This window comes from Nocardia sp. NPDC059195 (assembly GCF_042754695.1).
GTDB lineage: Bacteria > Actinomycetota > Actinomycetes > Mycobacteriales > Mycobacteriaceae > Nocardia.
Window position 1 is genome coordinate 38,261 of record NZ_JBHZBG010000032.1, and the last position, 24,778, is coordinate 63,038.

Sequence of the window (24,778 nt, forward strand, 5' to 3'; positions counted from 1 at the left end):
GTCCCCGCGGTGTCTAGCGCAGGACCAGGTCGCGAATGGCGGCCGTGACCGCTTCGGGATCCTCTTCGGCCATGAAGTGGCCCGCGTCGACGGTGCGGTGGTCGAGGTTCGGTGCCCAACTCGACCACAGTGCTCGCGCTTCGAATCCGAGCGCGGCGCCCCAGTCCTGCTGCATGACCGTCACAGGCATGGACAGCCGGGTGCCTGCCGCGCGGTCGGCGCCGTCGTGATCGATATCGATGGTCGCCGACGCGCGGTAGTCGGCCACGATCGACGGGACGGCTGCGCGGCAGGCGTCCAGATACGCGGCGCGCACGGGCGCGGGGATAGCGGCGGGGTCCTTCGTCCACTGGTCGAGGAAATAGGCGAAGAACGCGTCGCCGCAGGCCGCGATCATCTGTTCGGGCAGACCCGGCGGCTGCGCCATCAGGTACAGGTGGAATCCGACGGCGGCGGTCACACCGTGCAGCACGTCCCACATGTCGAGGGTGGGTAGCACGTCCAGGCATGCGAGGTGGGTGATCGCCGCGGGGTGGTCGAGTCCGGCACGGAAGGCGACCAGTGCGCCGCGGTCGTGTCCGGCGAGCGCGAAGCGTTCATGACCGAAAGCCGCTGCCACGGTGACGATATCGGCGGCCATTCGACGCTTGGAGTAGGTATCGGAACCCGCTTCGGCGGGTTTGTCGCTGTCGCCGTATCCGCGTAGATCCGGGACTATCACCGTGTGGTCGGCAGCCAGCTCGGTGGCGACGTGCCGCCACATCAAATGGGTCTGCGGGAAGCCGTGCAGCAGCACGATCGGGGTTCCCTGGCCCGCGACGGCGACATTGAGGGCGACATCGTCGTCGGCGGCGGGGACGCGGTGGTAGTCGAATCCGGGAATGGTGCGGGTCATCGCATCGGCTCTCTTCGTTCGAAGGCTGGTAAGCGGGGTGTGTGCGGATCGCGTTCGAGCGTGCGGTGTCGCGATGAGCAGGCGATGAACGCGCACTACATTGGCCTGATGCGGTTTCAGGTGCTCGGTCCCGTCACCGTGCACGACGACCTGGGTGGACCGGTCGCGCTGCGCGGCCCGCGCTACCGCGAGGTACTCGCACGGCTGATCCTCGCCCACCGGCACGTGGTCCCGGTCAGTCGGCTGGTCGACGATCTGTGGGACGAGCCGCCCGCGAACGCGGTGGGCGCGGTGCGCACGTTCGTCGCCGGACTGCGCCGCGCGCTGGAGCCCGACCGCCCACCTCGCACCCCGGCACGCCTGCTGGTCACCGAGGGGCTCGGCTACGCGCTGCGGGCCGAACCCGATGCTGTCGATGCGTGGCGCTTCGACGACGCGGTTCGTGTCGCATCGACTCTCCCCGCGGAACAAGCCTTCTCGCTGCTCACGGCGGCACTGGGCTGGTGGCAGGGACCGGCCTATACCGACTTCGCCGAGGAGGGGTGGGCTCGGGCCGAACGATCGCGGCTCACCGAGCAGCGACTGTTGGCGGTCGAACGCCGTGCCGCGGCGCAATTGGCACTGGGTGCCGCCGCGGCGGCGGTTCCCGATCTCGACGCACACGTCACCGAGCACCCATGGCGCGAAGACGCGTGGGGACTGCTGGCCACCGCCCTGTACCGCTCGGGCCGGCAAGCCGACGCACTCGCCGTCCTCGCCAGGGCACGGCGGATGTTGGCGCAGGATCTCGGAATAGACCCCGGCCCGACATTGCGCCGCCTCGAACACGACCTGTTGCGCCAGGCAGCACACCTCGACCCCGCCGCGACCGATCCCACCGTGCGGGTCTGGGAACAGGCACGTGCCGCGTACGACAACGCGGTCCCGCCACACGCCAGGACGCGGCTGGAATCGACCGCCGGACTGATGCGCGACCTCGCGGTAACAGGCGGCGGCGGGTTGGCAGCGGCCCGCGCACACCGGATTTCCGCTGTCGTCGCCGCCGACGAACTAGGCGATGCCGAATTGACCGCGCGGGTGATCGGCATCTACGACGTTCCCGCGATCTGGACCCGCTCGGACGACCCCGCGCAGGACCGACGGCTCGTGGCCATCGCCGAGAAGACACTCCTGCGACTGCCCGCCCACGACGACGCCGACCGAGCAAGGCTGCTCGCGACCATCGCCGTCGAATCGCGCGGCACCCTGCCGGTGGACAATCCGACCGAGGCCGGGCCGCGCCCGCTGCGTGCTGCCCGCGAAGCCGAGGACATCGCCCGACGGCTGCACGACCCAGCACTGCTGGCCTTCGCGCTCAACGGGGTATTCATGCAGAGCTTCCAGCGGGCCGGACTGGCGCAGCGGCGAGCAGCCGTAGGCACCGAGATCGTCGCGGTCGCGGCAAACAGCAAACTCGCCACCTACGAGGTGCTCGGCCACCTCATCCTCGTGCAAACCCGGTGCGCCGGTGCAGATTACCCGGGTGCCGACCAGCACGCCGATGCCGCCGATGCGCTCGCGCGCCGCTACGAACTGCCGCTGGTGGAGGTGTTCACCACTTGGTACCGCGCCTTACGTACCAGTGCGACACAAGTTCTCGCGACCGCGGAAGCTGCCTACGAGGCGGCCGCCGCCACCCTCACCGGAGCGGGCATGCCGGGACTCGAGCAGGGAATGTTGCCGCTGGCCCAGCTGAGTCTGTATCTGCGCCATCACGACACCGGCAAGATCGCGGCGATCGCTCCCGACACGGACTGGGGACCCTACAAATCCTGGGTCGAGCCCACCTTGCTCGTCGCGCGAGGCGATCTCGACGGGGCGCGAGAGGCCTTGCACCACCTCACGTCCCCGCCGCGCGACCTGCTGTTCGAAGCGCTCTGGGCGATAGTCGCACAAGCCGCCATCGCCGTCGACGATGTCGAGACCATGCACCGAGCCAGCATTCAACTGTCCCCCGCCGCGGCCGAAACCACCGCCCAGAGTGCACTTCTCAGCGTAGGCCCGGTTCGCACCCTTCTAGACGACCTCGGCACGGCGATGTCGCACTGAAGCGCCTGCCGGCGGCATACGAAATTCGGCTCGAGCACCTCGCCCGCCCGATCTCCCCCAACGATTCGAAGCCCGCACTGAGGGAGCGGGTCGATGTCGACGGCGGTTAGGAGAAGACGTAGTCGGTCAATGGGAAATGGCTACTGCGCCACGCGGATTCGAGGGTGGAGTTGGGGCGTAGGGGTACATCGCCATGCTTGTCGAAGTAGTAACTGTTGGCGGTGGCGCAGCTTTCGTCCCAGAACACCTGGCCGCCGCGGCGGGCGAGCATCTCGCGGAAGTAGCGGTCGTTGGCTTCCTCGGTGACCTCGATGCGGTCCGCGTCGTGTGTACGGGCGTGGTGCAGACAGCGCAGGATGTGGCGGGTCTGGTTCTCGATCAGGGTGAAGTAGGACGCGCCGTTGTAGCCGTAGGGGCCGATGATGGAGAAGAAGTTCGGGAAGCCGGGAACGCTGACACCTTCGTAGGCTTGCAGCCGGTTCTCGTCCCACCACTTCTCCAGATCGCGGCCGTCGACGCCGCGCAGGTCGTAGGTCGGCATATTGCCCGATTCCATGACTTTGAAACCGGTGGCGAGGATCAGTACGTCGGCCCGGTGTTCGGTGCCTTCGGCCGTGCGGACGCCGGTGGCGGTGATCTCGCCGATCGGGTCGGTTTCCAGGGTCACGTTCGAACGGTTGAACGTCGACAGATAGTCGTTGGAGAAACTGGGTCGTTTGCACCCGAGTGCGTATTTCGGGGTCAGCGCGGCCCGGATGGCGGGGTCCTTCACCTGGCGCCGCAGATGGGCCAGGCCCGCGCGTTCACCGATCGCGGCCGTGGGCAGGGAGCGGTGGTAGTGGGCGGCGAGCGGGAAGGTGAACTCGACGTAGGTCTGGCTCACCAGGCGCGTCAGCGTTCGCCCGCCTGGCACCTTCAGTGCCAGGCGGGCAGCGAGGGGCAGTGGCAGGTCCGGGCGGGGCAGGCACCAGATCGGCGTGCGCTGGAACACCGTGAGGTGCTCGACCTGCGAGGCGATCTCCGGGATCACCTGGACCGCGGAGGCGCCGGTGCCGATGATCGCCACGCGCTTTCCACGCAGGTCCTGGCGGTGATCCCAGCGTGAGGTGTGCATGACCGTCCCCGAGAAGGTCTCGATGCCGGGGATATCGGGGAGTTTGGGTCTGGTGAGTACGCCGGTCGCGCTGATCACGAAACGCGCGGTCAGCTCGCTGCCGTCGGCAGTGTGCAATACCCACCGATCGGCGGGCTCGTCGAAGTCCGCGCCGATCACGGTGGTACCGAAGCGAATTCGCGGTCGGAGCCCGTATTTGTCGACGCACGATTCGGCATAGGCCTTCAGTTCGCGACCGGGCGCGTAGACCCGCGACCAGTCGGTGCGCTGCTCGAAAGAGTACTGGTAGCTGAACGACGGGATATCCACGGCGACACCGGGATAGGTGTTCCAGTGCCACGTGCCGCCGACGCCATCGGCCTCGTCGATGATCAGGTAGTCGTCGAACCCGGCCTTGCGCAGCTCGATCGCCACGCCGATCCCGGAGAACCCGGCTCCCACGATGATGATCTCGTGGTCGATTCCGGTGGTGGTCATGCGATCTCCTTCATCAGTTCCGCCGACGGATGCAAGTGGCCGGGCCGAGCGACCGTGCGCACGACATGGCCCGCGTCGTCGGCGTAGACGATGCTGTCCACTCGATGCTCGATGCCGTCGACGGTGCGTACGCCCAGCGGCACCAGTCGCGCGATCGGCCAGGTCACCAGCGTGCAGTGCGGTTGCCGCAGGGTGCGGTAGTAGCTGTTGTGCACGGCGACGCCCGCGGTGTCGTCCGGTGTCAGGCGGTGGCGCAGCCACGAATCATGTACCTGGACACGGAGATTGACGCGGGCGACGAGACGAACCAGTCTTTGCGGAGCGCGGCGCAGCGTCGTCGCGCCGGACAGCGGTACGCGCGGCAGGATCCACGCCGCCTCGGTCTGGAATACCGTCACCCGCGCGGCCTCGGCGGCGATGCCGGGCAGCAGGCGGGCGGCCGCCGCCCCGCTCCCGATGATCGCGACCCGCTGACCGGTGAATTCGTGCCGTGGCGCGAAGGCCGTGCGGTGCACCTGGGAGCCGGTGAAGGTATCGGCGAAACGCGGCGTCGTCATTTCGCCACCGGTTCATAGGTGAGCTCGTCCGACCACGACGGCCTGCGGCCGAGGACACGGATCGGGAAGCGGTCGATGCAGGCATTGGACACATCCGCCAGCAGCTGGAACGGCTGACGGCGGTGAATGGTGGCCTTCCCGTGCATCTTCACCACGTGATAGAGCGGAACCCGGCGGATGGCCGGGCTACGCTCCCCCACGTTCTCGTAGCGGCGCACCGCCTGCCACAGCTTCTCCTCATCGAGGCCCAACGCGATGATGTTGGTCGACATCCGCGACAGCAGTGGGGCGTACAGCAGCGCACCGAGCACGAACGACGGACGCACCGCGAAACCGGCCGTCTCGATGGCGATCCGGCGCAGCGGGCCCGCGCCGAGCTGTTCGAGAACCTGGAAACCGACGGCCAGGTGCCGGGATTCGTCGCTGTTGATGTGCCGGAACACCTCGTGGCACACCGGGTCCTCGACCTCGTCGAGCAGGAATTTCACCAGCGCGCCGTCGAGTGCGGTCTCCAGCGAGGGGATGACGGTGCCGAGCACGGGCAGGGTCAACTGATCGGCGTAGCGGTCGAGCCAGCTGATGACCAGGCGAATGTTCTTGTTGGGCACCGGCATCGAGGCGCCGTCGGCCAGCATGCCCCAGCGGCGCATCAGCGCGAGTTCGGCGTTGGCGTGCTTCTGTTCCTCGGCGTGGAAGTACCGGTAGATCTCACGGAGCGGGCCGGGCGGGGCCTGGTGGGTCAGCGCGGCGAAGCCGCGAGCGCCGACATGTTCGATCCACACCAGATCGGCCATGAAGGTGGCCAGCCGTGGGCGCTGTTCGTCGGTGATGGTGTCGGCACCCGGTGCGTCCCAATCGATATCGGCCAGCGCCCACTGCTTGGCGCGTACGCCGGCGAGCATATCGGGATAGGCGAACGTCATTGTTCGATCTCCTTCGGTGTGATGGATCAGCGCACGACCCGCTCCAGCAGCCCTGCCGAACGGGTGTAGGTGGTGGGCAGCCATCGTTTGGCCTGCCAGAGCATCTTGGCCTCGAGCTGCGGCACCACGTAGAGGTCGCCGCGGTCGACCGCGTCGAGGGTGGTGCGCACGATGGCGGCCGGTGCGCGGCCGGTCCAGCGCAGCAGCAGCCCGCCGAGGCGCTCGGCGGTGTCGTCCATCGGCGAATCCGCTTGCATGATATTGGTTTTCACGCCGGTCGGGCACAGCACCGTGACGCCGACACCGGTGCCTGCCAGCTCGGCCGACATCGTCTCCGACAGCGCGAGCACACCCGCCTTGCTGACGTTGTAGGCGGCCATCCGGGGTGCCGCGCCGAACGCGGCCGCCGAGGCGACGTTCACCAGCGCTCCACGCCCGGCCGCGCGCAGGATCGGCGCGAAGACGTGGCAGCCGTGGATGACGCCCCAGAGATTGACGCCGAGCGTGCGCTGCCAATCATCGAGCGCGAACTCACCGACCACCGGTCCGCCCGCCCCGATACCGGCATTGTTGACGACCACGGTGGGCGGACCGCCGAACCAGTCCTGCGCGGTCGTCGCCAACCGCGTGACCTCATCGATCACGGTGACATCGCAGCGGGTGCCGATCGCCTTGCCACCCACCGCCTCGACGAGTTCGACGGTGTCGGCCGCGCGGTCGGGATCGATGTCGGAGCACACGACACGACCGCCGCGGCGACCCAGTTCGATGGCGAACGCGCGTCCGATGCCACTACCCGCGCCGGTCACCACCGCATCAGCGTTCGTGGTCCGGCGCTGACCGCCGAAGGGGAACAATCGCATGGCAACTCCCGGTTCTACCCGGCGAGGCCCTAACTGGTGGCATCTGCCACCATTGGCCGCACCTGACACCAATTAGGCGCGCGGAGGAGTACTTTGTCAACCATGGATGTGCGCGCACCGGCTCGGACCTGGGGCGGGCGGACCGCCGCCGAGCGCAGAGCGCAGCGGCGGGTCGGCTTGGTCGAGGCCGCCCTCGATATCTGGCTCGACAACGGCTGGGCCGCGGTGACCATGCGCGGTGTCTGCCAGCGGGCCTCACTCAACGATCGCTACTTCTACGAGCACTTCGCCGACCGCGACGAACTGCTCGCCGCGGTCTGGGACGAGGTGTGCACCGAGGTGTTCGCCGAGCTGGCAAGTGTTGTCGTCGAACAGGCCGATCGGACGCCACTCGAGATCGCGCGCGCGACCATCGCCCGCGTCGTCGAATTGCAGACCGATCTACGCGGGCGGGCCAGGATTCTGCTGGCCGATCACGCGGGCAGTGCCGTGCTCGAACAGCGGCGAAAAACCATGCTCACCGACGCGACCGATGGGCTCATCGCGATCGCCTGGCCCTATCTACGCCCCGATATCGACGAAACCGCCATGCGTATGAGCACACTGGCGGGCATCGGCGGGTTCATAGAACTGCTGTCCGCCTGGCGCACTGGCGTGCTCGACGTGGACGCCGAGCGGCTCGTCGAACACAGCAGTGCGATCGCGATGCAGCTCGGCACGATGTTCCTGCCCGCGGAGATCATCGGCGACTGACCGAACACCCGCGAACGAAATGCCCCGCAACAATGACCGCGCCGGCGCGCTAGCGCCGATAGAACAACGGCTGGACCACCCAGAGGCCGAGGAATAACACGGCCGCGACAATTCCCGCGATCACTCCCGCGGCGGTGCCGACGACCATATCGAAGATCAGCACCGCCATGCCCGTCAACGCGACGCCGAGCAGCGCGATTCCGACGAGTGCCAGGTGGTGGGCACCGATCACGAGCACGTCGAGTCGATGGCGGCGGAACAGCAGCCGGTGAATGGCAACCGGGGCGACCAGCAGCGCGGTGGCGGCGATGGCGGCGGAAACCACGACGAGGTAGACAACGCGCAATGGGGTGCTCAGGGTGTCGAACTTCGATTGGAACGGCAATGTCAGCAGGAAGCCGGTCAGCACCTGCACGCCGGTCTGCAGGACGCGCAATTCCTGCAGAAGCGAGGACCAGTTCCGATCCAGACGCTGGGTGGTGTTCTCGCCGCGCACTCGCTCATTCCACGCGGCGTCGTGCCCGTCCATCGCCGCTCCTCGCCACCGCGGACAACTTTCCGATTTCCTGCCATCTTACTGCGGATATGCCAGGATTCGGCCGATCGGGGAATGTACCCCACCCCCTGCGTGGAATACATTCCCCGAGCAACACGCTCCGATCGGCCCCGTTCAGCTATCGCCGATGCAGCGACCAGACGGTGACCGCGCCCCAGAGCATCAGGCTCGCAGCGGCGGCCATATAGAGGAGATAAGCCAGCACGACCAGAACGGACCCGTAATTGCCCACCCAGTCACCGAGGCGCAGCAGACCGGCGACGCCGAGGCCGAGCAGGATCAGGCCGAGCACCAGCCCCGGCGTCGCCAGCGGCGCGAGCGGCGATTCGGTGGCCGAGTTCGCGGTGACGCGGCGTCTTCGCTCGGTAACTGTCAGGTTGCTGTTCGATTCGAAGTACATGCTGCTCATAACAACGAGGTCCCTTCCTGACAACCGCCCCGGCACGGCCGATAAGTGATCCGTACCGGATCTTTCGATGACCGTCGCGCCACGGCGGACACGTGGGGCGTCGTGACCGCGAGTCGGCGTCGACCCGGTTGATGATCACGAACGGTTAACGTTCAGCAATTACGAGCTTGCCAGCCGGGCCAGCGATAGGAAAGATGGTGTGATCTGCATCACATCGAATGCCTGTGCGACACAAATGCATAACGCGCGTTACATTCTCGCGGAACACGGGTTGGAACTGGCAAAACCCCCGCACAACTGGACGTTTGCTCAGGAAACTGCCATCCGTGTCATTTATCGAACCGTTACGGCCCTGACGTGGGAAAACGCGCCCTGCTGCACACCGCGATCCAGTTGGTACCTCCGCGAGCCTTCGACACGGCTCCGTGACGGAATCCGCTCAGCGAACCCCGCTCACGCCCGAAACCTCGACGCCCGAACCGCTTCGGTGCCGACGACGCGCAGAAACCGTGCCGTGACACGGGAGTTCTCCGGTAGGACCGGATCGTCACGCAGGAAACTTTCCGGCCGCGACATCCTGTGCGTTCGATGCGGGGATCGCGTCGCGTTCGGCTACTGTCCTTCTAGTTTTCGATGCTGCTGGATCGTTCGTGTCGCTTCGCCGAAGTCGCGTGCCGCGTGAGATCCACGCCTCGTGCTTTCGGCGACCCTCTCAGACGAAGGACGCCGGTTACCATGCCCGCACCCGTTATCCTCCACGGCCGCATCGCACGGCTGGAACCTCTTGCACCCCATCACGTTCCCGGCCTGGTCGCCGCGGCCGCCGCGCTCGACGGACCGGCCGGATTCACTATCGTCCCGCACGGCGAACAAGAGGCGCGCACCTATGTCTTCCAGGCCGAGGCGGCGCAGCTGGCAGGCACGGCGCTGGCCTTCGCGATCGTCACCGTCGCCGACGAGGGTGTGGTCGGGGCGACCCGATTCACCCGGCTCGACTACTGGCAGGGGCCGTTGACCTGGCCGTTGTCCGCCGAACCGGTCACCGCGTTGCCCGGCGGGGCGATCCCCGACGCCGTGGAGATCGGCAACACCTGGCTCACCCCCGCGGCGCGGGGCGGTCAGGTGAATCTCGACGCCAAGCTGTTGCTGCTGTCGCACGCCTTCGAGAGCTGGGGTGTGCGGCGGGTGACCTTGCGCGCCGATGCCCGCAATCTGCGCTCCCGGGCGGCGATCGAACGCCTCGGCGCGGTGAGTGACGGTGTGCGGCGGGCACATTCGCGTGGGCTCGACGGCGCGGTGCGCGATACCGCGTTCTATTCGATCCTGCACGACGAATGGCCGGGGGTGCGCGCGCGGATCATCGAACAGCTGGCCGCGCGCGCGTTGCGGCGGGCGCCGTTGATCCCGGCGACCGTGGAACCGTTACATGCCCTGGCCGCGCCGATCGGCTGACTCCGCGCGTCTGATCCGGCCGATCGGCGCGTCAGCGGCTCGGCACAGATTCGACCCGGTCGCTGATCAGCTCGGCCAGCTCGGCCGGGCGCTCCTCGGGTAGCCAGTGGGAGGCGCCATCGATCACGGCGAGGCGGTAGTCACCGACGACGTGGCGCTCGGTCAACTCGGCGCCACGTCGCGACAGCGCCGTGTCGCCGGTGCTCCACACATGGGTCACCGGCACATCGACCGGTCCCGAAACCATGCCCGGCGCCACCGACAGCACGGCGCGATACCAATTCATGGCACCGGTGAGCGCACCGCCGTCGACGATCTCGCTGTGCACCCGGGCGATAGCGTCCTGAGTCATGCCGGACTTGGCCAGCAGCCCGTCGAGCAAGGCGGGGCGGGTGCGCAGGACACGTTCCGGCACCATCGGGATCTGGAACAGCGCCATGTAGTAGGAGAGGACGAGTTGGTTGCTGGTGAACAGCGAACGCAAGTAAGCGCCAGGATGCGGCACCGACACGGTGACCAGCGTGCGGACCAGCTCGGGCCGGGTCGAAGCCATCGACCACGCGACCATCGCGCCCCAGTCGTGCCCGACGAGATGGACGGGCCCCCGGCCGATGGCGTCTACCAGGGCGACCACGTCGCCGACCAGCTCCGACACCCGGTATGCGCGCCTGCCGCGCGGTCGCGCGCCTGGCGAGTACCCCCGCTGATCGGGCGCGACGGTGCGGTAACCGCGGGCGTTGAGCAGGGCAGTGAGTGCAGTCAGCGAGGTGGCGGTCTGCGGGAAACCGTGCAACGCGACGATGACCGGGCCATCTATCGGGCCGGAATCGACCACGTCGAACTCGAGCCCGCCCCGGGTGAACGAGGTCAACCTTGTACTCAACGAACCCTCCGATGGACTCGACTGATCTGTAAATTACGCGGGATTCCGACGTAGCGTCAACGTCGCGGTCACCGGCCGGTACCGCCGTGCACCACGGCGACCTCGGCCCCACCGAGGTCGAAGGCCCGGTGCAAAATGCGCACGGCTTCGTCGAGGTCGGTGTCACGGACCAGCACCGAGATGCGGATCTCGGAGGTAGCGATCAGGTCGAGATTGATGTCCGCCGCGGCCAGCGCCTCACAGAAGGTGGCGGTGACGCCCGGATTGTTGCGCATGCCCGCGCCGATCAGCGATACCTTGCCGACGCGGTCGTCGTAGCGGACGTCGGCGAAGCCGATCTCGGCGCGGCGGTCGCGCAGCAGGGCGACAGCACGCGCGCCGTCGGCGGCGGGCAGGGTGAAGGTGATGTCGGTGCGTCCGGTGCCGGTGTTCTGCACGACCATGTCGATGCCGATCTCGGCGTCGGCGACCGCGCGGAACACCTCGGCCGCGTAGCCGGGTTCGTCGGGCAGGCCGACAACGGTCACCTTGGCCTCGTTGCGGTCGTGCGCGACACCGGTGAGCACCGCCTGGTCGGCGGGGATGTCGGCCATCGAGCCGAAGACGGTGGTGCCGATCGTGTCGGTGTAGGACGAGCGCACGTGCACGGGCACCTGGTAGCGGCGCGCGTATTCGACGCAACGCAGCATGAGAACCTTCGAGCCACAGGCCGCCATTTCCAGCATTTCCTCGTAGGAGATCTGGTCCAGTTTCTGGGCGTCGGGCACGATGCGCGGGTCGGCGGTGAAGACACCGTCGACGTCGGTGTAGATCTCGCAGACGTCGGCACGCAGTGCCGCGGCCAGCGCGACGGCAGTCGTGTCGGAGCCCCCACGACCGAGGGTTGTGACATCGTGGTTGTCCTGGCTCACGCCCTGGAACCCGGCGACCAACACCACTTCACCGTCGTCGAGGGCGCGGCGCACCCGGCCCGGGTCGACTTCGATGATCTTGGCTCGGCCGTGGGCGCCGGTGGTGATCACACCGGCTTGGGAGCCGGTCAACGACCTGGCATCGGCTCCGAGTGAATGAATTGCCATGGCCACCAAGGCATTCGAGATTCGCTCCCCCGCGGTGAGCAGCATGTCCAGCTCGCGCGGTTCCGGTGCCGAGGCGATCTGGGCCGCCAATTCGAGGAGCTCATCGGTGGTGTCACCCATCGCCGAGCAGACCACCACCACGTCGTGGCCCTGCTTCTTCGTCTCCACGATCCGCTCGGCGACCCGCCGGATCCGCTCCGCGGTGGCTACCGACGAACCACCGAATTTCTGCACAACCAGGGCCATCTGCGACGTCCTCTCCCCTGCTCGCCCGCATGCGATCCGCGGGTGACCCCTCCGAGTATCCAGGCAATCCGGGCACGGCCGTACCAATTCGGCAACGAAAACGACTGCCGCCGAATCGTTTCGGACGCGATACTGGCGGTCAGGGGGTGGCGCGCGAAGCGTCGGCTCTCGGTTCGGCAGTCTCGGCGTTAGGCGAAATCCGATGATCGATCAGCACTTCCATTCCGCTCGTTCCGCGTTGAAGGTCGCCGTCCTCGGCACCGGCGCGCTTGCCACGGAGGTGTCGCGAATCATTCGTGACACCGTCGATGATCTGAGCGAACGCGCCGGGACGCGGTTGGTACTCGATGCGGTGTCGGGTGCCGATCTGCTCGTCGACACGACCGACACCGCCGCATCGTCGACGACGGTGCTCGCCGCGCTGCGTGCGGGCGGGTCGGTGCTCACCGCGAATACGGCACTGATCGCCGAGTACGGACATCGATTGGCCGCGGCCGCCGAGGAATACGGGGCGGACCTGTGCTTCGAGGCGGCGGTCGCGGGCGGGGTGCCGGTGGTGCGCCCGCTGACCCAATCACTGTCAGGCGATCGAGTGCGACAGGTGCTCGGGGTCTTCCCCATCGACGGGGCGAATCCGGTTGCACAAGCGGCGATCCTGGCAACACTGGCCTTTCACACCAGAGTGGAAGTCGCCGATGTGCACTTCGAGGAGTTCGGTGCGGCCGACCCACACGACCTTGCCGCCGCTGAAGCTTTGTCACTGCGGCTACGGCCACTCACCGTCTGCACCAGGGTCAGCGAGCAGCCCGGCCCCGAACACGGTGGTAAGGAACAGATTTCGGTGCGGGTGCACCCTGCGCTGCTTCCTGCCACCCACCCACTCGCCCGGGTGGACGCACCCGCGGTGACCGTCGAGGCCGACAGCGCCGGGCAGCTGATGTTCTCCGGCCGCGATACCCCGAGAGCCACCGCGTCCGCGCTGCTCGGCGATCTGGTCACCGCCGCACGCAACCGCGTCAACGGCGGCCGCGCACCCCGCGCCTCCTACTACGCCGAACTTCCCGTCGCGCCCCTCGGCGACACCCCTACCCGCTACTACCTCAACCTCCACGTCACCGACCACGCCGGCGCCTTGGCCCAGGTCGCATCGATCTTCGCCGACCACGGTGTGAGCATCGAGCGGGTCCGTCAAGAGCACCACAACGACGCCGCCCACCTGATCGTGCTCACCCACCGCGCCAGGGAATCCGCCCTCACCGACACGGTCGACGCGCTCACCGACGCATCCTGCGTGCGCGCGGTGCGCACGCGATGGCGAGTGGAGGGCGCCGACGACTAGCCGGGGACCCCCACCAGCGGAGTGCGAATCATCCCTGGGCGGTGGGGACGACGATGAGTTCAGCCACGTTCACCCGCCGTGGGGCCGAGGTGGCGAAGGCGATCGCGTCGGCGATATCCTCGGGGACAAGGATTTCCAGTCCGTTCCGCCATTCGTCGAGCTCAGCGCGCCGGTTGTCGTCGCGCATCCCCGCGCCGAGTTCGGTGCCGACGAAGCCGGGTTCGATGTTCTTGACCCGAACTCCGCGTGGGCCGAACTCGGTTCGCAACGTGCGGGTCAGGTGCGCTACCGCCGCCTTGGTGGCGCAGTAGACACCGTAGTTCGGGAAGGCGACGTGGCCGCCGATGGAACCGACGAGCACCAGGTCAGCGCGGCGACCGGCATTCGCGGCGGCGAGCAGGTCATCGATGAAAGCTCTTCCGGTGTAGAGCAATCCGTTGACATTCGTTCCCACCATCTGGTCCCATTCGTCGATCTCGGCATGCTCGAACGGCGCGCCGAGCATGACGCCGGCGTTCGCGACCACCAGGTCGACCGGACCGAACGCGGAACGCACTTCGGCCGCGGCGTCCAGCACCGACTGCCGAACACTGACATCGGCGGTCACCGCGAGGGTGTTCGCGCCGATATCGTGGGCGAGTTCTGCCAGCCGATCTTTGCGCCGCCCGAGCAGCGCGACCTTCATGCCCTCAGCCGACAGTCGCCGTGCGGTGGCGGCGCCGATGCCACTGGATGCTCCGGTGACGACGGCGACCCGGTTTTCGATGTTGTCGTTGTTTGCCATGGCCACAACGTTCGTCTCGGCCGTCGTCGCGTGCCAGGTCGGAAACCTCCTGGTAGTGGGAGGGCCACCCAGGAGCCGCGGGGTGCGCATAGCCTCGAAGACATGGATTCCGACAATCGTCTCGGTACGTTCCTCCGGGCCCGACGCCAGCAGGTCAGCCCCGAAGATTTCGGGATGGCAGGCGGCGGTCAGCGCCGGGTGGCCGGGCTGCGCCGCGAAGAAGTGGCCATGCTCGCCGGGATGAGCGCCGATTACTACATCCGGCTCGAACAGGGCCGCGATAAGCATCCGTCCGATCAGATCGTGGCGGCGTTGGCTCGGGTGTTCTCGCTCGATGACGACGGCACCGCACATCTGCGGGCGTTGGCGCGCCCGGCGCCGCGGCGCACACGCGCGCCGCGACGACCGGAACGGGTAACGCCGAGCCTGCTACGCCTGATGCGCACCTGGTCGGACACTCCGGCGCTGGTCTACGGCCGGTATATGGATGTCCTGGCCGCGACTCCGCTGGCCATCGCGCTGAATTCCTGTTCGGCGCCGGGAGTCAACCAGGTCAGAATGGTGTTCCTGGATCCCGAGGCGCGCAACGTTTTTCCGGAATGGCCTGCGATCGCCGCGGAGACCGTGGCCGCTTTGCGAGTCAGCGCAGGCACCGATCTCGACGACCCGCGCCTGATCGAACTGGTCGGCGAGCTGTCATTGAAGAGCGAGGACTTCCGCCGTCTCTGGGCCAAGCACGAAGTCCGCGCGAAAACCGCCGGGGATAAGCGCTTCCTCCATCCGCTGGTGGGCGAGATCGCCGTGTCCTACGAGACGTTCACGGTAAACGGCGCACCGGGGCAGACGCTCGTCGTCTATCACGCCGAGCCTGCCTCCGATGCCGAGCAGTCACTGGCTCTGCTCGGCAGCATGCCCGCCGTCGATGCGCCCATGAGCTCATCGACCCCTCGGCGATGAGCACCTCGACTACAGGCTGAACGCGACCGCGCGCAGGATCAGGACGGTGATGAACACCGCGGTGAAGGCCAGGTCGAGGGAGAAGTCGCCGATGCGGATCGGCTTGAGCACCTTGCGTACCGGGGCGATCACCGGTTCGGTCGCGGCGTGGGTCACCTCCCGTGCCTTGCGCGCCCACTGCGGACCGTTGCCGAGCGCGTCGATCCAGTCCACCACCAACCGGGCGATCAGCAGCAGCAAGAACACGGTCAACGCGTAGCCGACCAGGGTTCCGATAAGACTCATGACGCACTCCCTCGCGGAGGCCACAGAGGACCTCTTACCGCTATCAACGTGCCCGACATTGCCAAGGTGTCCACCACCCGGTAGTTCTCAGTCGATTATCAGGCCTGCGGCCGAATTTCGACGTGATCGCGGGCGCGGCGTGGTGGCACCTGAACGGCAATGGCGAGTCGAGGCGAGCGTTGCCTATTCGCCGTGCCGGGCGTTCGTCGGCTCGTAGCGGCGGGTGAAGTCGAGAATGCGGGCAGTCACCAGCTTCGGGAACTGGTAGAAGACGCCGTGTCCTGCCTTGGGAACGATCGCGACTTCGCAGGTGCGCAGATTATCGCGCAGGCGTTGTTCGGCGAGCTGCGGATCGACCACCAACGACTCCGACCCGATCATCGCAAGAGTCGGTGATGTGATCGTGGCCAGCCGCTCGTCGGTGAACATCTTCGGGTAGCCGATCGTGGGGACATACCCGAGAGCCGACTTCACACCGGCGAATTCCGCGTCGTTCAGGGCGACGCCAGGGTTGAGCCGTGCGTTCATCGTGCGGAGGTTCTTATCGGTGGGCCGGGCGCCGACCCGGATCATCATCCACAGCAGGCTCCACTTGATCTTCGTCAACGTGCCGCTCGGTTCGACCACAGTCAGGCTCGCCAGCCGGGCCTGCTGGGTGGTACCGATGACCAGCGCCTGCCACGCGCCCTGCGAGTAGCCGACCAAGTGGACACGCTCGACGTCGAGGCCGTCGAGGACCTCACCGAACCAGGTACCGAACCCCGTTTCGTCGATCGGCGCGGTCTGCACGCTCAGACCAGGCGCGCCGATCATTTCCGGCATCAAGACCACGTGATCGCGAGCGAAATCCTCGATGACGTGATTCCAGGCCAGGCTGTTGCCGCCGAGCGAGTGCATCAGCACAATCGGCACACCCTCTCCCGCGCCGGCCCTACGGACGCGAGTGGTCCCGAAAGAGGTAGGAATGTCGACCGTGGTCGACGGAATGGGTGACTGCTTTTCCAGTTCCCGATAGGTCCGCAGGTATTCCTCGCGTGCCTTGTCGTTCTTGAACCGCCCGATCTTGGCCATGACCACCCCTGTTTCTCGTTGGTGATATCACCATACCACATAGGTGATATGGGCGTACCATGAAACCTTCCCGAGCAGTCGGAGCAGAAGGAGCCACGATGCCACGCTTGGCCGATCACGAAGAGCGCCGCAGGTCCATCACGGGTGCGACCCGCCGGGTCATCGCCAGAGGCGGGCTCGACGCCGCAACGTTTCAGTCCGTCGCGGCGGAGGCCGGAGTCTCGGTGCGGTCGGTGCAGTATTACTTCGGCACCAAGCGGGAGTTCCTGCTCGCCACCCACCGCGCGGTCGTCGAAGATTCCGGCGCCCGTTTGGCACAAGGGTTTGCGAGCCTCGGACAGGACGCCGGTCCGCGCGATATCGTGCGCACGATCCTGCTCGCACTACTCCCCCTCGACGAGCCGAGTCGGCAGAACGCCGTCATCCTCGGCATCTTCCACGCGGCGGCGCTCACCGGCACCGACATCGAATCCGCGGATACCACAGGAGCACCCGACTACATTGTCGATGCGGTCGCCGGACAGCTGCGGCAGTCGCGTGGGCCCGATGCCGACGAGAAAACGATCATCGCCGACGCGGAAGTGATCCTGCTCGCGCTCGGCGGACTGGCGCAGGGAATGCTGACCAACGACGGCTATGCCGCGCGCGCGACACAATTGGTCGACCATCTGCTCGACCGCGTCCTCGAGGCCTGAACAACGAAGAGCCCCGGCGATATTCGCCGGGGCCCACTCGTCTGACACTCGAATTACTTCTTGCGTTCCTTCTTCTCGCGCACGCGCACCGAAATGCGCACCGGCGAACCGTCGAAGCCGAACTCCTCACGCAGGCGGCGCTCCAGGAAGCGGCGGTAGCCTGCCTCGAGGAACCCGGTGGTGAACAGCACGAACGTCGGCGGACGGGTGCCCGCCTGGGTGGCGAACATGACGCGGGGCTGACGGCCGCCACGCATCGGCGGCGGAGTGGCCGCGATGACTTCCTTCAGCCAGGTGTTGAGGCGGCCGGTGGAGATGCGCTTGTCCCAGGACTCGAGCGCGGTTTCCATCTGCGGCACCAGCTTCGCCACGGCGCGGCCGGTGTGGGCGGAGATGTTGACCCGCTGCGCCCACGGCACCCGCACCAGATCGCGATCGATCTCTTTCTCGAGCATGTAGCGGCGGTCCTCGTCGACCAGGTCCCACTTGTTGAACGCCAGCACCAGCGCGCGACCGGATTCAGCGACGAGGCTGATCACGCGCAGGTCCTGCTCGGTGATCGGCACCGAGGCGTCGACGAGCATGATCGCGACCTCGGAAGCCTCCAGCGCCGACTTCGTCCGCAGCGACGCGTAGAACTCGGTGCCGGTGGCATTGGAGACCTTGCGGCGCAGACCGGCGGTGTCGACGAACTTCCAGGTCTTGCCGCCCAGCTCGACCAGCGAGTCGACCGGGTCGACGGTGGTGCCCGCGACATCGTGGACCACCGAACGCTCGTCGCCCGCCAGCTTGTTGAGCAGGCTGGACTTGCCGACGTTCGGCTTGCCGACCAGCGCCACGCGACGCGGACCCGCGACAGCGGTGCCTTCACGCGGGGTCTCCGGCAGCGCGCTGAGCACGTCGTCGAGCAGGTCACCGGTGCCACGGCCGTGCGCGGCCGAGACCATGCGCGGCTCGCCGAGCCCGAGCGACCACAGCGAGGCAGCCTCGAGTTCGACCTTCTGATCGTCGACCTTGTTGGCCACCAGGATCACCGGGATCTTGGAGCGGCGCAGCTTGCGCACCGCGGCCTCGTCGGTGGTGGTCGCGCCGACCGTGGCGTCGACGACGAGCAGGATCGCGTCAGCGGTCGCCATCGCCACCTCTGCCTGGCGCGCGACATGGGCTTGCAGGCCCTTGGCGTCGGGCTCCCAACCGCCGGTGTCCTGCACCATGAAGCGGCGCCCGGCCCAGTTGGCCTCGTACGAAATGCGGTCACGGGTCACCCCGGGAACGTCTTCGACCACCGCTTCGCGTCGGCCGAGGATGCGGTTGACCAGGGTCGACTTACCCACATTGGGGCGCCCGACCACGGCCAGCGTCGGCATCGCGATGTGCTGTTCGCCGTCACCGTCCCCATCGATATCGAGGACTTCCCATTCGGACTCGTCGGTCCAGGTTCCGTCGCCAACGAGAATCTCTTCGATCATCGCGGACCTCCTGTCGTGGCCGAAAGCTGCTGAGCCACCACGCGATACAGCTCCTCGATGGTCTGCGCCATCGTCAGATCACTGGTGTCGACGAGCACCGCGTCGGCGGCGGGGCGCAACGGCGACACTGTGCGGGTGGAGTCGAGGGTGTCGCGGCGCTGCACGTCGGCCAGCACGGCCGCGTAATCGTCGCCGCGGCCCTCGCGGATGTTCTGAGCATTGCGCCGCTCGGCGCGTGCCTCCGCGGAGGCGGTGAGATAGATCTTGGCGTCGGCGCCGGTGAGCACGACGGTGCCGATATCGCGGCCTTCGACCACGATGCGTCCCGACATCGCCGCGATCTCACGCTGCAGGGCGACGAGCTGCTCGCGCACCTGCGCCACCGCGGAAACCGCCGAGACGGCCTTGGTGACGGCGTCGCCGCGGATCTCGTCCGAGACGTCTTCCCCGTCGAGTTCGACGACCTCATGGCTGGGATCGGTGCCGATGGAAAGCGGCAGTGCCGCAACGGTTTCCGCGATCGCGACCGCATCGGTCAGCTCCACACCCGAGCGCAGCACGCGCAGCGTCGCGACCCGGTACATGGCACCGGTGTCGAGGTAGCGGGCGCCGAGGCGCGCCGCGAGACGACGCGACACGCTGGACTTGCCGGTGCCGGAGGGTCCGTCCATCGCGACGACGAGCGTCGCGTCACCGGTCATCCGGTCGCCGGCGAACTCCAAGGGAAAGTCCACACCGTTCACAGCTGTACCGCCTCGTAGAGTTTGCCGATCTCGTCGCGGCCGAGCACCCGCAGCGTGCCGGGACGCTGGTCACCCAGAGCCACCGGGCCGAGGTGGGTACGCACCAGCCGGATCACCGGGTGGCCGACCTCGTCGAGGAGCCTACGCACGATGTGCTTGCGGCCCTCGTGCAACACGAGCTTCACCAGCGACCGGCCCTGGTAGGCCTCGAGCACCATGAACTTGTCGACCTTGGCCGGCCCGTCCTCGAGCTCGACGCCTTCGCGCAGGCGCTTACCGACCAAGCGGTAGTTCACCTCGCCGTCGACGGTGGCCAGGTAGGTCTTGGGCACCTCGAACGAGGGGTGCATCAGTCGATGCGCCATCTCGCCGTCATTGGTGACAAGTAGCAGGCCCTCGGTGTCGGCATCGAGACGGCCGACGTGGAACAGGCGCTGACCGGCGGCGATCCGCTCGGCGATGATATCGCCGACGCACGGGCGCCCCAGATCGTCGGACATGGTGGACTGCCAGCCCTTGGGCTTGTTCAGCACCAGGTGCACCAGTTCGTCGCGCACGACCACGCGGGTGCCGTCGACGCGCACCACCGCGTTCTCGGCGTCGATGCGCAGACCCTGCTCACGCACGATCTTGCCGTCGACCTCGACGCGACCGGCGGCGATCATCTCCTCGGCGGCCCGGCGCGAAGCCACGCCCGCCTTGGCGAGGACCTTCTGCAGGCGTTCGCCTTCGCCCCATGGGAGCTTCTTGGGGCCCTCGGTGACGTCGGAGTGCTGGTGCCGCGCGGGCTTGGCGTTGTTCAGGATCGTCGGAGCGACGACCTTCTTCTGCGGCTTCGCGGTCTTCTTGCGAGCCGCGAAGGCCTGGGCGCCGGCCGGAGCGCCGCTGCGCTGACCAGCCGTGCCACCACGCTGTCCGCGATCGGCGTCACCCCGTGGGTAGCCGCCACCGCTGGCGGCACCGGGGCTGCGGCGGTCGTCACGCTGGTAGCCACCGGCAGACGGGCCACGACGGTCGCCACCGGCAGGGGCGCCGCGACGATCATCACGCTGGTAACCGGAGGAGGCTCCGCGACGGTCACCACCGGTCGGGGCGCCACGTCGGTCATCACGCTGGTAGCCACCGGTAGACGCGCCGCGACGATCGTCACGCTGGTAGCCACCCCCGGTGGAACCACGACGACCACCGGACTCGGCGTCACGCTGGAAGCTACCGGCGGACCGGGCAGCTGTCTGATTACCGCGCTGGAAGCCACCCGCGCCGGTGCCGCGGCGGCTGGGTGCCGCTGCGCGGGAGCCACCCTGCCCGGTGCGCGCACCCTCGCCACGGTTACCCGCGGTTCGATTCGCGCCACTTCGGGGCTGGTCGCTGCGACTTCTTCGATCCGGTGTGCCATCTCGGCGAGCGGAATTATTCATCTGTCCTGTCAATCGTCAGTGCCGGGGTCCCTGTCGGACTCGGCGGGTTTGTTCAGCTTGGTGACTGTCAATCGTCGGTGCCGAGATCCATGTCGGACTCGGCGGGTTTCTTCAGCCTGGTGAACCGGGGATCGGTTTCCAGGCTCTCGCTGATCTCGTCGATCAGATCGACGCCGGGAAGCAGCGGCGCCAGCAGTGGCAGGTCGCCGAGTGAGGCGAGCCCGATCCGTTCGAGGAACAACTCGGTGGTGCGGTACAACGTGCCGTTGGTTTCGGGGTCCTGACCCGCTTCCGCGATCAAGCCTCTGGCCAGCAGCGTGCGCATCACTCCGTCGACGTTCACTCCTCGGACCGCGCTGACCCGCATGCGGGTCACCGGCTGGCGGTAGGCGACTACCGCCAAGGTTTCCAAGGCGGCCCGGGTCAGTTTCGTCCGGGCCCCGTCGAGCAGTACCCGCTCGACATAGGGCGCGTACTCCTGTCGAGTATAGAAGCGCCATCCGTCACCGACGAAACGCAGGTCGATGCCGCTACCCCGCGCGGACAGCTCAGCCGCCATCGCGCGCAGCACCGGTTCGACGCGCTCTGTGGTGTCGTCCAGGGCCGCTGCCAGCTGTTCTGTCGGCGCCGGGGCGTCGACAACGAGCAACATCGCCTCGAGCGCCGAGCGCAATTCGAGGTCGTCTAGCGGCTCAGAGGTGAATTCCGCCACTGCCTCTGTCATGCTGCGCCTTCCTGGCTGATCGAGGGCCCTCCGTGGTCACGCTCCGCTACCGCCTCCGCGCCTGACCCGATCATCCGTAGTCCTCCTCGAAAGTCAATGCCGCCGCCTCAGCGTCCGGGTCGAGCTCCCCGAGCCAACTGACCGCGAGAGGCCCGAGCGGATCGGGTTGGTCGAAAGCGATGGTTTTGCCCCGATACAACTCCAGCAACGCCAGAAACCTCGCCACGATTTCCACCGGGACTGTGCAGTCGACCACCAATTCGGCGAACGTCGTCCACCCGCCGGGCCCGCGTTCCTTCAACAGCGCCAGCACCAGCTCGGCCTGTTCGGCGACCGAGATGGTGTGCATGTGCAGATGCCCGAGCCCGACTTCGGCGATCGGGCGTGGTCGAAACGCCGCCGCCGCGATCTCGGCGAACGCGGCGATATCCACCCCGAGGGTGACCTCGGGCAGCAGCCCCTCGAACTGTTCCTCGAGCGCCACCGAGCGCGGATACCGACGCAGCGCCGCGGCTTCCAGCTCGGCGAGCAGCTCGGCCACCTGCTTGAACGCGCGGTATTGCAGCAACCGCGCGAACAGCAGGTCACGAGCGTCGAGGAGTTCGAGGTCGTCGGCGTCGGTCATCTCGCCCGACGGCAGCAGCCGTGCGGCCTTGAGGTCGAGCAAAGTGGCGGCCACGACGAGGAATTCGGTGGTCTGATCGAGAATCTTGTCCGCGCGCAGCTTGGTGTTCTCGGCCAGCTCGGCGGTCAATGCCTTGGTGTAGGCGATGAATTCGTCGGTGACCTGATGCAGCGCGATTTCGGTGACATCGAGTTTGCGCGAGCTGATCAACGTCAGCAGCAGATCGAACGGCCCCTCGAAATTGGTGAGCCGCAAGTGAAAACCGGGTTTCTCCGCGGCCGGCACCGCGTCTTCGGGTACTGCTTGCACCGCAGGTGTAGCTCCGATCACCGGCCAGACCGGTGGATGACTTCACGTGCCATCGCTCGATACGACTCGGCGCCGCCCGATTTCGGCGACCAGGTGGTGATCGGCTCACCGGCCACGCTCGCGTCGGGGAAGCGCACGGTGCGCGAGATGGCGGTGTCGTAGACCAGATCACCGAACACCTCGACCACGCGCGACATCACCTGACGCGAATGCAGCAGGCGCGCATCGAACATGGTGACCACGATGCCGTAGAGGCTCAGTCGCGGGTTGAGCCGGTCGCGCACCTTCTCGACGGTGTCGTTGAGCAGGGCGAGGCCGCGCAGCGAGAAGTACTCGCATTCCATCGGAATGATCACGCCGTCGGAGCAGGCCAGCGCGTTGACCGTGAGCAGGCCGAGCGAGGGCTGGCAGTCGATGAGAATGTAGTCGTAGCGATCTCGCACATCGTGGAGGGCGCGGCCGAGCGACTGTTCGCGGCCGACCTCGTTGACCAGCTGAATCTCGGCGGCGGAGAGGTCGATGTTGCTGGGTAACAGGTCCATGCCGTCGACTTTGGTGGTCTGGAGCACGTCGTCGACCTTGGCTTTACCGCCGATCAGCAGGTCGTGCACGGTGAGTTCGAGATCGTGGTGTGCGACACCGAGCCCGGCCGAGAGCGCACCCTGCGGGTCGAGGTCTACGAGCAGCACCCGGCGACCGTATTCGGCCAGTGCCGCACCGAGGTTGATGGTCGAGGTGGTTTTTCCGACCCCGCCCTTCTGGTTGCACATCGCCACGACGAGTGCGTCGCCATGTCGCTGGACCTGTGGTGGATCGGGTACCAGTCGCAGCGGGCGGCCTGTCGGGCCCATCTCGACGGCCTCGGCGACCTGGTCCGGTCCACCGTCCCACGGTGTTTCCGCTGTCGTCACGATCCGCTGCTCCTTATACGTTTCCTTGCCGGTAACCCCTGTCGAGGGTAGCGAGGCCGATCCGGGACCGGCTCGCTTTCGTACGTCCAACTCTGGGTAGACGCTACCGCTCGGACCGGTGAGGTACGGCATGGCAACGCCGGGCGTGTTCGCACGATACCTGCTCAGCGCGTACCGGTGGGTACGGTTCACGTGGCACGCGGATGGGCGGTGGCCCATACTTCGCGCAGGGTGCTCACCGTGACGAGGGTGTAGATCTGGGTCGTGGTCACCGACGCGTGGCCGAGCAGTTCCTGCACCACCCGCACGTCGGCGCCGCCGTCGAGCAGGTGGGTGGCGAAGGAGTGCCGCAGGGTGTGCGGTGAGACCGTCGCCCCGATCCCGGCACGTTCGGCGGCGGTCTGCAACACCTGCCATGCGCTCTGCCGGGACAGTCTGCCACCGCGAGCATTGAGGAAAAGCGCTCCGCCGGAACGTTTTCCGCTCGCGGCCAGGGTGGGACGGCCGCGCACCAGGTACGCGTCGACGGCGGCGAGGGCCGGGCGGCCGATCGGGACGAGGCGCTGTTTTCCGCCCTTACCGTGCAGCACCACACAGCGTTGCTCGGCGTCGATATCGTCGACGTCGAGCCCGACCATTTCCGAGATCCGCGCGCCCGTGGAGTAGAGCAGTTCCAGCAGACCTCGGTCGCGCAGTCCGCGCGGTCCCCCGTCGGAGCCATCCGGTTCGCCGCCCACCGACTCGAGAAGTCGCAGAACCTGGTCGTAGGGCAGCGCTTTGGGCAACCGCCGACCCGGCGCGGGTGGTTTCACCGCGTGCGCCACATCGGTGTCGGTAATGCCTTCTGCGGCGGCGAACCGGTGCAGTCCGCGGACCGCGATCAACGCCCGCGCCACCGAACCGACGGCCAGCGCGGGGTGATCGGTGCCGCCGGAACGCAACGCCATGGTGAATTCGGCGACGTCGCCTTGGGCCACCGCGCCCAAGCTCTCGACGCCGCGACCGGCGAGGAAATTCCGGTAGCGGGCCAGATCACGACGGTAGGCACCGAGGGTATTGCGCGCGGCTCCGCGCTCGACCGCCAAATGGTCGAAGTAGGCGTCTATCTCCCGCTCGAGCACGCCACTGCCCCGTCTACTCCCCGCCGACCACC

At 67.3% G+C, this 24,778-nt stretch carries 25 protein-coding genes; 6 read left to right on the forward strand and 19 right to left on the reverse strand.

Going from position 1 to position 24,778, the window contains the following annotated elements; genetic code table 11:
• Positions 1 to 13 precede the first annotated feature (13 nt).
• Positions 14 to 895: an alpha/beta fold hydrolase gene (locus ACFXKN_RS28725; protein ID WP_378972845.1), complete on the reverse strand. Its 882-nt coding sequence runs from the start codon at positions 893 to 895 to the stop codon at positions 14 to 16.
• Between the two features lie 108 nt (positions 896 to 1,003).
• On the opposite strand from ACFXKN_RS28725, the gene ACFXKN_RS28730 reads away from it, so the two are divergent.
• The gene (locus tag ACFXKN_RS28730) at positions 1,004 to 2,983 is read left to right on the forward strand and encodes a BTAD domain-containing putative transcriptional regulator (RefSeq protein ID WP_379434179.1); all 1,980 of its coding nucleotides are present in this window, start codon (positions 1,004 to 1,006) and stop codon (positions 2,981 to 2,983) included.
• A gap of 106 nt (positions 2,984 to 3,089) precedes the next feature.
• Here the strand turns inward: ACFXKN_RS28730 and ACFXKN_RS28735 are convergent, their stop codons facing one another.
• Genes ACFXKN_RS28735 through ACFXKN_RS28750 form a run of 4 tightly spaced genes read right to left on the reverse strand, consistent with a single transcriptional unit; the run spans position 3,090 to position 6,917 of the window.
• Positions 3,090 to 4,574, reverse strand: coding sequence for a flavin-containing monooxygenase (locus tag ACFXKN_RS28735; RefSeq protein ID WP_379434180.1), 1,485 nt, complete (start codon positions 4,572 to 4,574; stop codon positions 3,090 to 3,092).
• A complete protein-coding gene (locus ACFXKN_RS28740; protein WP_379434181.1) occupies positions 4,571 to 5,131 on the reverse strand; it encodes an NAD(P)/FAD-dependent oxidoreductase in 561 nt (186 codons plus the stop codon). Before ACFXKN_RS28740 ends, ACFXKN_RS28735 begins: the two co-directional genes overlap by 4 nt.
• A complete protein-coding gene (locus ACFXKN_RS28745) occupies positions 5,128 to 6,054 on the reverse strand; it encodes a ferritin-like domain-containing protein (RefSeq protein ID WP_378972827.1) in 927 nt (308 codons plus the stop codon). Before ACFXKN_RS28745 ends, ACFXKN_RS28740 begins: the two co-directional genes overlap by 4 nt.
• 26 nt (positions 6,055 to 6,080) lie before the next feature.
• Positions 6,081 to 6,917 (reverse strand): SDR family NAD(P)-dependent oxidoreductase, encoded by an 837-nt coding sequence (locus tag ACFXKN_RS28750; protein ID WP_379434182.1) that lies wholly within the window; start codon positions 6,915 to 6,917, stop codon positions 6,081 to 6,083.
• Between the two features lie 108 nt (positions 6,918 to 7,025).
• On the opposite strand from ACFXKN_RS28750, the gene ACFXKN_RS28755 reads away from it, so the two are divergent.
• Positions 7,026 to 7,670, forward strand: coding sequence for a TetR/AcrR family transcriptional regulator (locus ACFXKN_RS28755; protein ID WP_378973038.1), 645 nt, complete (start codon positions 7,026 to 7,028; stop codon positions 7,668 to 7,670).
• A gap of 49 nt (positions 7,671 to 7,719) precedes the next feature.
• On the opposite strand, the gene ACFXKN_RS28760 is transcribed toward ACFXKN_RS28755, so the two are convergent.
• Together ACFXKN_RS28760 and ACFXKN_RS28765 are read right to left on the reverse strand one after the other, a co-directional pair.
• Positions 7,720 to 8,199, reverse strand: coding sequence for a DUF6328 family protein (locus ACFXKN_RS28760; protein WP_378972815.1), 480 nt, complete (start codon positions 8,197 to 8,199; stop codon positions 7,720 to 7,722).
• A 145-nt stretch (positions 8,200 to 8,344) separates the two neighbouring features.
• Complete coding sequence (locus tag ACFXKN_RS28765; RefSeq protein WP_379434183.1) at positions 8,345 to 8,635, reverse strand: hypothetical protein; 291 nt, start codon at positions 8,633 to 8,635, stop codon at positions 8,345 to 8,347.
• A 735-nt stretch (positions 8,636 to 9,370) separates the two neighbouring features.
• Here ACFXKN_RS28765 and ACFXKN_RS28770 point away from each other — a divergent pair.
• The gene (locus ACFXKN_RS28770; RefSeq protein WP_378972806.1) at positions 9,371 to 10,087 is read left to right on the forward strand and encodes a GNAT family N-acetyltransferase; all 717 of its coding nucleotides are present in this window, start codon (positions 9,371 to 9,373) and stop codon (positions 10,085 to 10,087) included.
• Positions 10,088 to 10,118: 31 nt separating this feature from the next.
• On the opposite strand, the gene ACFXKN_RS28775 is transcribed toward ACFXKN_RS28770, so the two are convergent.
• Together ACFXKN_RS28775 and ACFXKN_RS28780 are read right to left on the reverse strand one after the other, a co-directional pair.
• Positions 10,119 to 10,970 (reverse strand): alpha/beta fold hydrolase, encoded by an 852-nt coding sequence (locus ACFXKN_RS28775; protein ID WP_379434184.1) that lies wholly within the window; start codon positions 10,968 to 10,970, stop codon positions 10,119 to 10,121.
• 68 nt (positions 10,971 to 11,038) lie between these two features.
• The gene (locus tag ACFXKN_RS28780; RefSeq protein WP_378972790.1) at positions 11,039 to 12,295 is read right to left on the reverse strand and encodes an aspartate kinase; all 1,257 of its coding nucleotides are present in this window, start codon (positions 12,293 to 12,295) and stop codon (positions 11,039 to 11,041) included.
• A 202-nt stretch (positions 12,296 to 12,497) separates the two neighbouring features.
• Here ACFXKN_RS28780 and ACFXKN_RS28785 point away from each other — a divergent pair, with 202 nt between their 5' ends.
• Complete coding sequence (locus ACFXKN_RS28785; protein ID WP_379434185.1) at positions 12,498 to 13,634, forward strand: ACT domain-containing protein; 1,137 nt, start codon at positions 12,498 to 12,500, stop codon at positions 13,632 to 13,634.
• 28 nt (positions 13,635 to 13,662) lie between these two features.
• Here the strand turns inward: ACFXKN_RS28785 and ACFXKN_RS28790 are convergent, their stop codons facing one another.
• On the reverse strand, positions 13,663 to 14,418 hold the full coding sequence (locus ACFXKN_RS28790) for an SDR family oxidoreductase (protein ID WP_379434186.1): 756 nt from the start codon (positions 14,416 to 14,418) through the stop codon (positions 13,663 to 13,665).
• A 102-nt stretch (positions 14,419 to 14,520) separates the two neighbouring features.
• Here ACFXKN_RS28790 and ACFXKN_RS28795 point away from each other — a divergent pair, with 102 nt between their 5' ends.
• Positions 14,521 to 15,375: a helix-turn-helix transcriptional regulator gene (locus ACFXKN_RS28795; protein ID WP_379434187.1), complete on the forward strand. Its 855-nt coding sequence runs from the start codon at positions 14,521 to 14,523 to the stop codon at positions 15,373 to 15,375.
• A gap of 9 nt (positions 15,376 to 15,384) precedes the next feature.
• Here the strand turns inward: ACFXKN_RS28795 and ACFXKN_RS28800 are convergent, their stop codons facing one another.
• Positions 15,385 to 15,660 (reverse strand): YggT family protein, encoded by a 276-nt coding sequence (locus tag ACFXKN_RS28800; RefSeq protein WP_379434188.1) that lies wholly within the window; start codon positions 15,658 to 15,660, stop codon positions 15,385 to 15,387.
• Positions 15,661 to 15,843: 183 nt separating this feature from the next.
• Positions 15,844 to 16,731 carry an alpha/beta fold hydrolase gene (locus ACFXKN_RS28805; RefSeq protein WP_378972762.1) on the reverse strand — a complete coding sequence of 296 codons (888 nt, stop codon included), beginning with the start codon at positions 16,729 to 16,731 and terminating at the stop codon, positions 15,844 to 15,846.
• A gap of 98 nt (positions 16,732 to 16,829) precedes the next feature.
• On the opposite strand from ACFXKN_RS28805, the gene ACFXKN_RS28810 reads away from it, so the two are divergent.
• Entirely contained in the window at positions 16,830 to 17,426 is a 597-nt protein-coding gene (locus tag ACFXKN_RS28810; RefSeq protein WP_379434189.1) for a TetR/AcrR family transcriptional regulator, read from the forward strand.
• A 53-nt stretch (positions 17,427 to 17,479) separates the two neighbouring features.
• Here the strand turns inward: ACFXKN_RS28810 and der are convergent, their stop codons facing one another.
• The 7 genes from der to xerD form a co-directional block, all read right to left on the reverse strand.
• Positions 17,480 to 18,895, reverse strand: a complete 1,416-nt coding sequence (gene der, locus ACFXKN_RS28815) for a ribosome biogenesis GTPase Der (RefSeq protein ID WP_378972749.1) — start codon at positions 18,893 to 18,895, stop codon at positions 17,480 to 17,482.
• The gene (cmk, locus tag ACFXKN_RS28820; protein ID WP_378973035.1) at positions 18,892 to 19,596 is read right to left on the reverse strand and encodes a (d)CMP kinase; all 705 of its coding nucleotides are present in this window, start codon (positions 19,594 to 19,596) and stop codon (positions 18,892 to 18,894) included. The genes der and cmk overlap by 4 nt, the downstream gene beginning before the upstream one ends.
• Positions 19,597 to 19,634: 38 nt before the next feature.
• On the reverse strand, positions 19,635 to 21,056 hold the full coding sequence (locus ACFXKN_RS28825; RefSeq protein ID WP_379434190.1) for a pseudouridine synthase: 1,422 nt from the start codon (positions 21,054 to 21,056) through the stop codon (positions 19,635 to 19,637).
• Between the two features lie 67 nt (positions 21,057 to 21,123).
• Entirely contained in the window at positions 21,124 to 21,780 is a 657-nt protein-coding gene (gene scpB, locus ACFXKN_RS28830; protein ID WP_378972736.1) for an SMC-Scp complex subunit ScpB, read from the reverse strand.
• 70 nt (positions 21,781 to 21,850) lie between these two features.
• Complete coding sequence (locus tag ACFXKN_RS28835) at positions 21,851 to 22,735, reverse strand: segregation and condensation protein A (RefSeq protein ID WP_379434191.1); 885 nt, start codon at positions 22,733 to 22,735, stop codon at positions 21,851 to 21,853.
• Positions 22,732 to 23,565 (reverse strand): ParA family protein, encoded by an 834-nt coding sequence (locus ACFXKN_RS28840; protein ID WP_378917330.1) that lies wholly within the window; start codon positions 23,563 to 23,565, stop codon positions 22,732 to 22,734. The genes ACFXKN_RS28835 and ACFXKN_RS28840 overlap by 4 nt, the downstream gene beginning before the upstream one ends.
• Before the next feature lie 248 nt (positions 23,566 to 23,813).
• Positions 23,814 to 24,746: a site-specific tyrosine recombinase XerD gene (gene xerD / locus ACFXKN_RS28845; protein WP_379434192.1), complete on the reverse strand. Its 933-nt coding sequence runs from the start codon at positions 24,744 to 24,746 to the stop codon at positions 23,814 to 23,816.
• Between the last annotated feature and the right edge of the window lie 32 nt (positions 24,747 to 24,778).

What these genes read in the sequence shown, in the direction of transcription:
- ACFXKN_RS28785 (WP_379434185.1), top strand. Translation starts at nt 12,498, where the DNA reads ATGATCGATCAGCACTTCCATTCCGCTCGTTCCGCGTTGAAGGTCGCC.
- ACFXKN_RS28765 (WP_379434183.1), bottom strand. Translation starts at nt 8,635, where the DNA reads ATGAGCAGCATGTACTTCGAATCGAACAGCAACCTGACAGTTACCGAG.
- ACFXKN_RS28795 (WP_379434187.1), top strand. Translation starts at nt 14,521, where the DNA reads ATGGATTCCGACAATCGTCTCGGTACGTTCCTCCGGGCCCGACGCCAG.
- ACFXKN_RS28730 (WP_379434179.1), top strand. Translation starts at nt 1,004, where the DNA reads ATGCGGTTTCAGGTGCTCGGTCCCGTCACCGTGCACGACGACCTGGGT.
- ACFXKN_RS28780 (WP_378972790.1), bottom strand. Translation starts at nt 12,295, where the DNA reads ATGGCCCTGGTTGTGCAGAAATTCGGTGGTTCGTCGGTAGCCACCGCG.
- ACFXKN_RS28760 (WP_378972815.1), bottom strand. Translation starts at nt 8,199, where the DNA reads ATGGACGGGCACGACGCCGCGTGGAATGAGCGAGTGCGCGGCGAGAAC.
- ACFXKN_RS28725 (WP_378972845.1), bottom strand. Translation starts at nt 895, where the DNA reads ATGACCCGCACCATTCCCGGATTCGACTACCACCGCGTCCCCGCCGCC.
- ACFXKN_RS28770 (WP_378972806.1), top strand. Translation starts at nt 9,371, where the DNA reads ATGCCCGCACCCGTTATCCTCCACGGCCGCATCGCACGGCTGGAACCT.
- ACFXKN_RS28790 (WP_379434186.1), bottom strand. Translation starts at nt 14,418, where the DNA reads ATGGCAAACAACGACAACATCGAAAACCGGGTCGCCGTCGTCACCGGA.
- ACFXKN_RS28840 (WP_378917330.1), bottom strand. Translation starts at nt 23,565, where the DNA reads ATGGGCCCGACAGGCCGCCCGCTGCGACTGGTACCCGATCCACCACAG.
- ACFXKN_RS28750 (WP_379434182.1), bottom strand. Translation starts at nt 6,917, where the DNA reads ATGCGATTGTTCCCCTTCGGCGGTCAGCGCCGGACCACGAACGCTGAT.
- ACFXKN_RS28810 (WP_379434189.1), top strand. Translation starts at nt 16,830, where the DNA reads ATGCCACGCTTGGCCGATCACGAAGAGCGCCGCAGGTCCATCACGGGT.
- ACFXKN_RS28805 (WP_378972762.1), bottom strand. Translation starts at nt 16,731, where the DNA reads ATGGCCAAGATCGGGCGGTTCAAGAACGACAAGGCACGCGAGGAATAC.
- der (WP_378972749.1), bottom strand. Translation starts at nt 18,895, where the DNA reads ATGATCGAAGAGATTCTCGTTGGCGACGGAACCTGGACCGACGAGTCC.
- ACFXKN_RS28740 (WP_379434181.1), bottom strand. Translation starts at nt 5,131, where the DNA reads ATGACGACGCCGCGTTTCGCCGATACCTTCACCGGCTCCCAGGTGCAC.
- scpB (WP_378972736.1), bottom strand. Translation starts at nt 21,780, where the DNA reads ATGACAGAGGCAGTGGCGGAATTCACCTCTGAGCCGCTAGACGACCTC.
- ACFXKN_RS28800 (WP_379434188.1), bottom strand. Translation starts at nt 15,660, where the DNA reads ATGAGTCTTATCGGAACCCTGGTCGGCTACGCGTTGACCGTGTTCTTG.
- cmk (WP_378973035.1), bottom strand. Translation starts at nt 19,596, where the DNA reads ATGACCGGTGACGCGACGCTCGTCGTCGCGATGGACGGACCCTCCGGC.
- ACFXKN_RS28735 (WP_379434180.1), bottom strand. Translation starts at nt 4,574, where the DNA reads ATGACCACCACCGGAATCGACCACGAGATCATCATCGTGGGAGCCGGG.
- ACFXKN_RS28825 (WP_379434190.1), bottom strand. Translation starts at nt 21,056, where the DNA reads ATGAATAATTCCGCTCGCCGAGATGGCACACCGGATCGAAGAAGTCGC.
- ACFXKN_RS28745 (WP_378972827.1), bottom strand. Translation starts at nt 6,054, where the DNA reads ATGACGTTCGCCTATCCCGATATGCTCGCCGGCGTACGCGCCAAGCAG.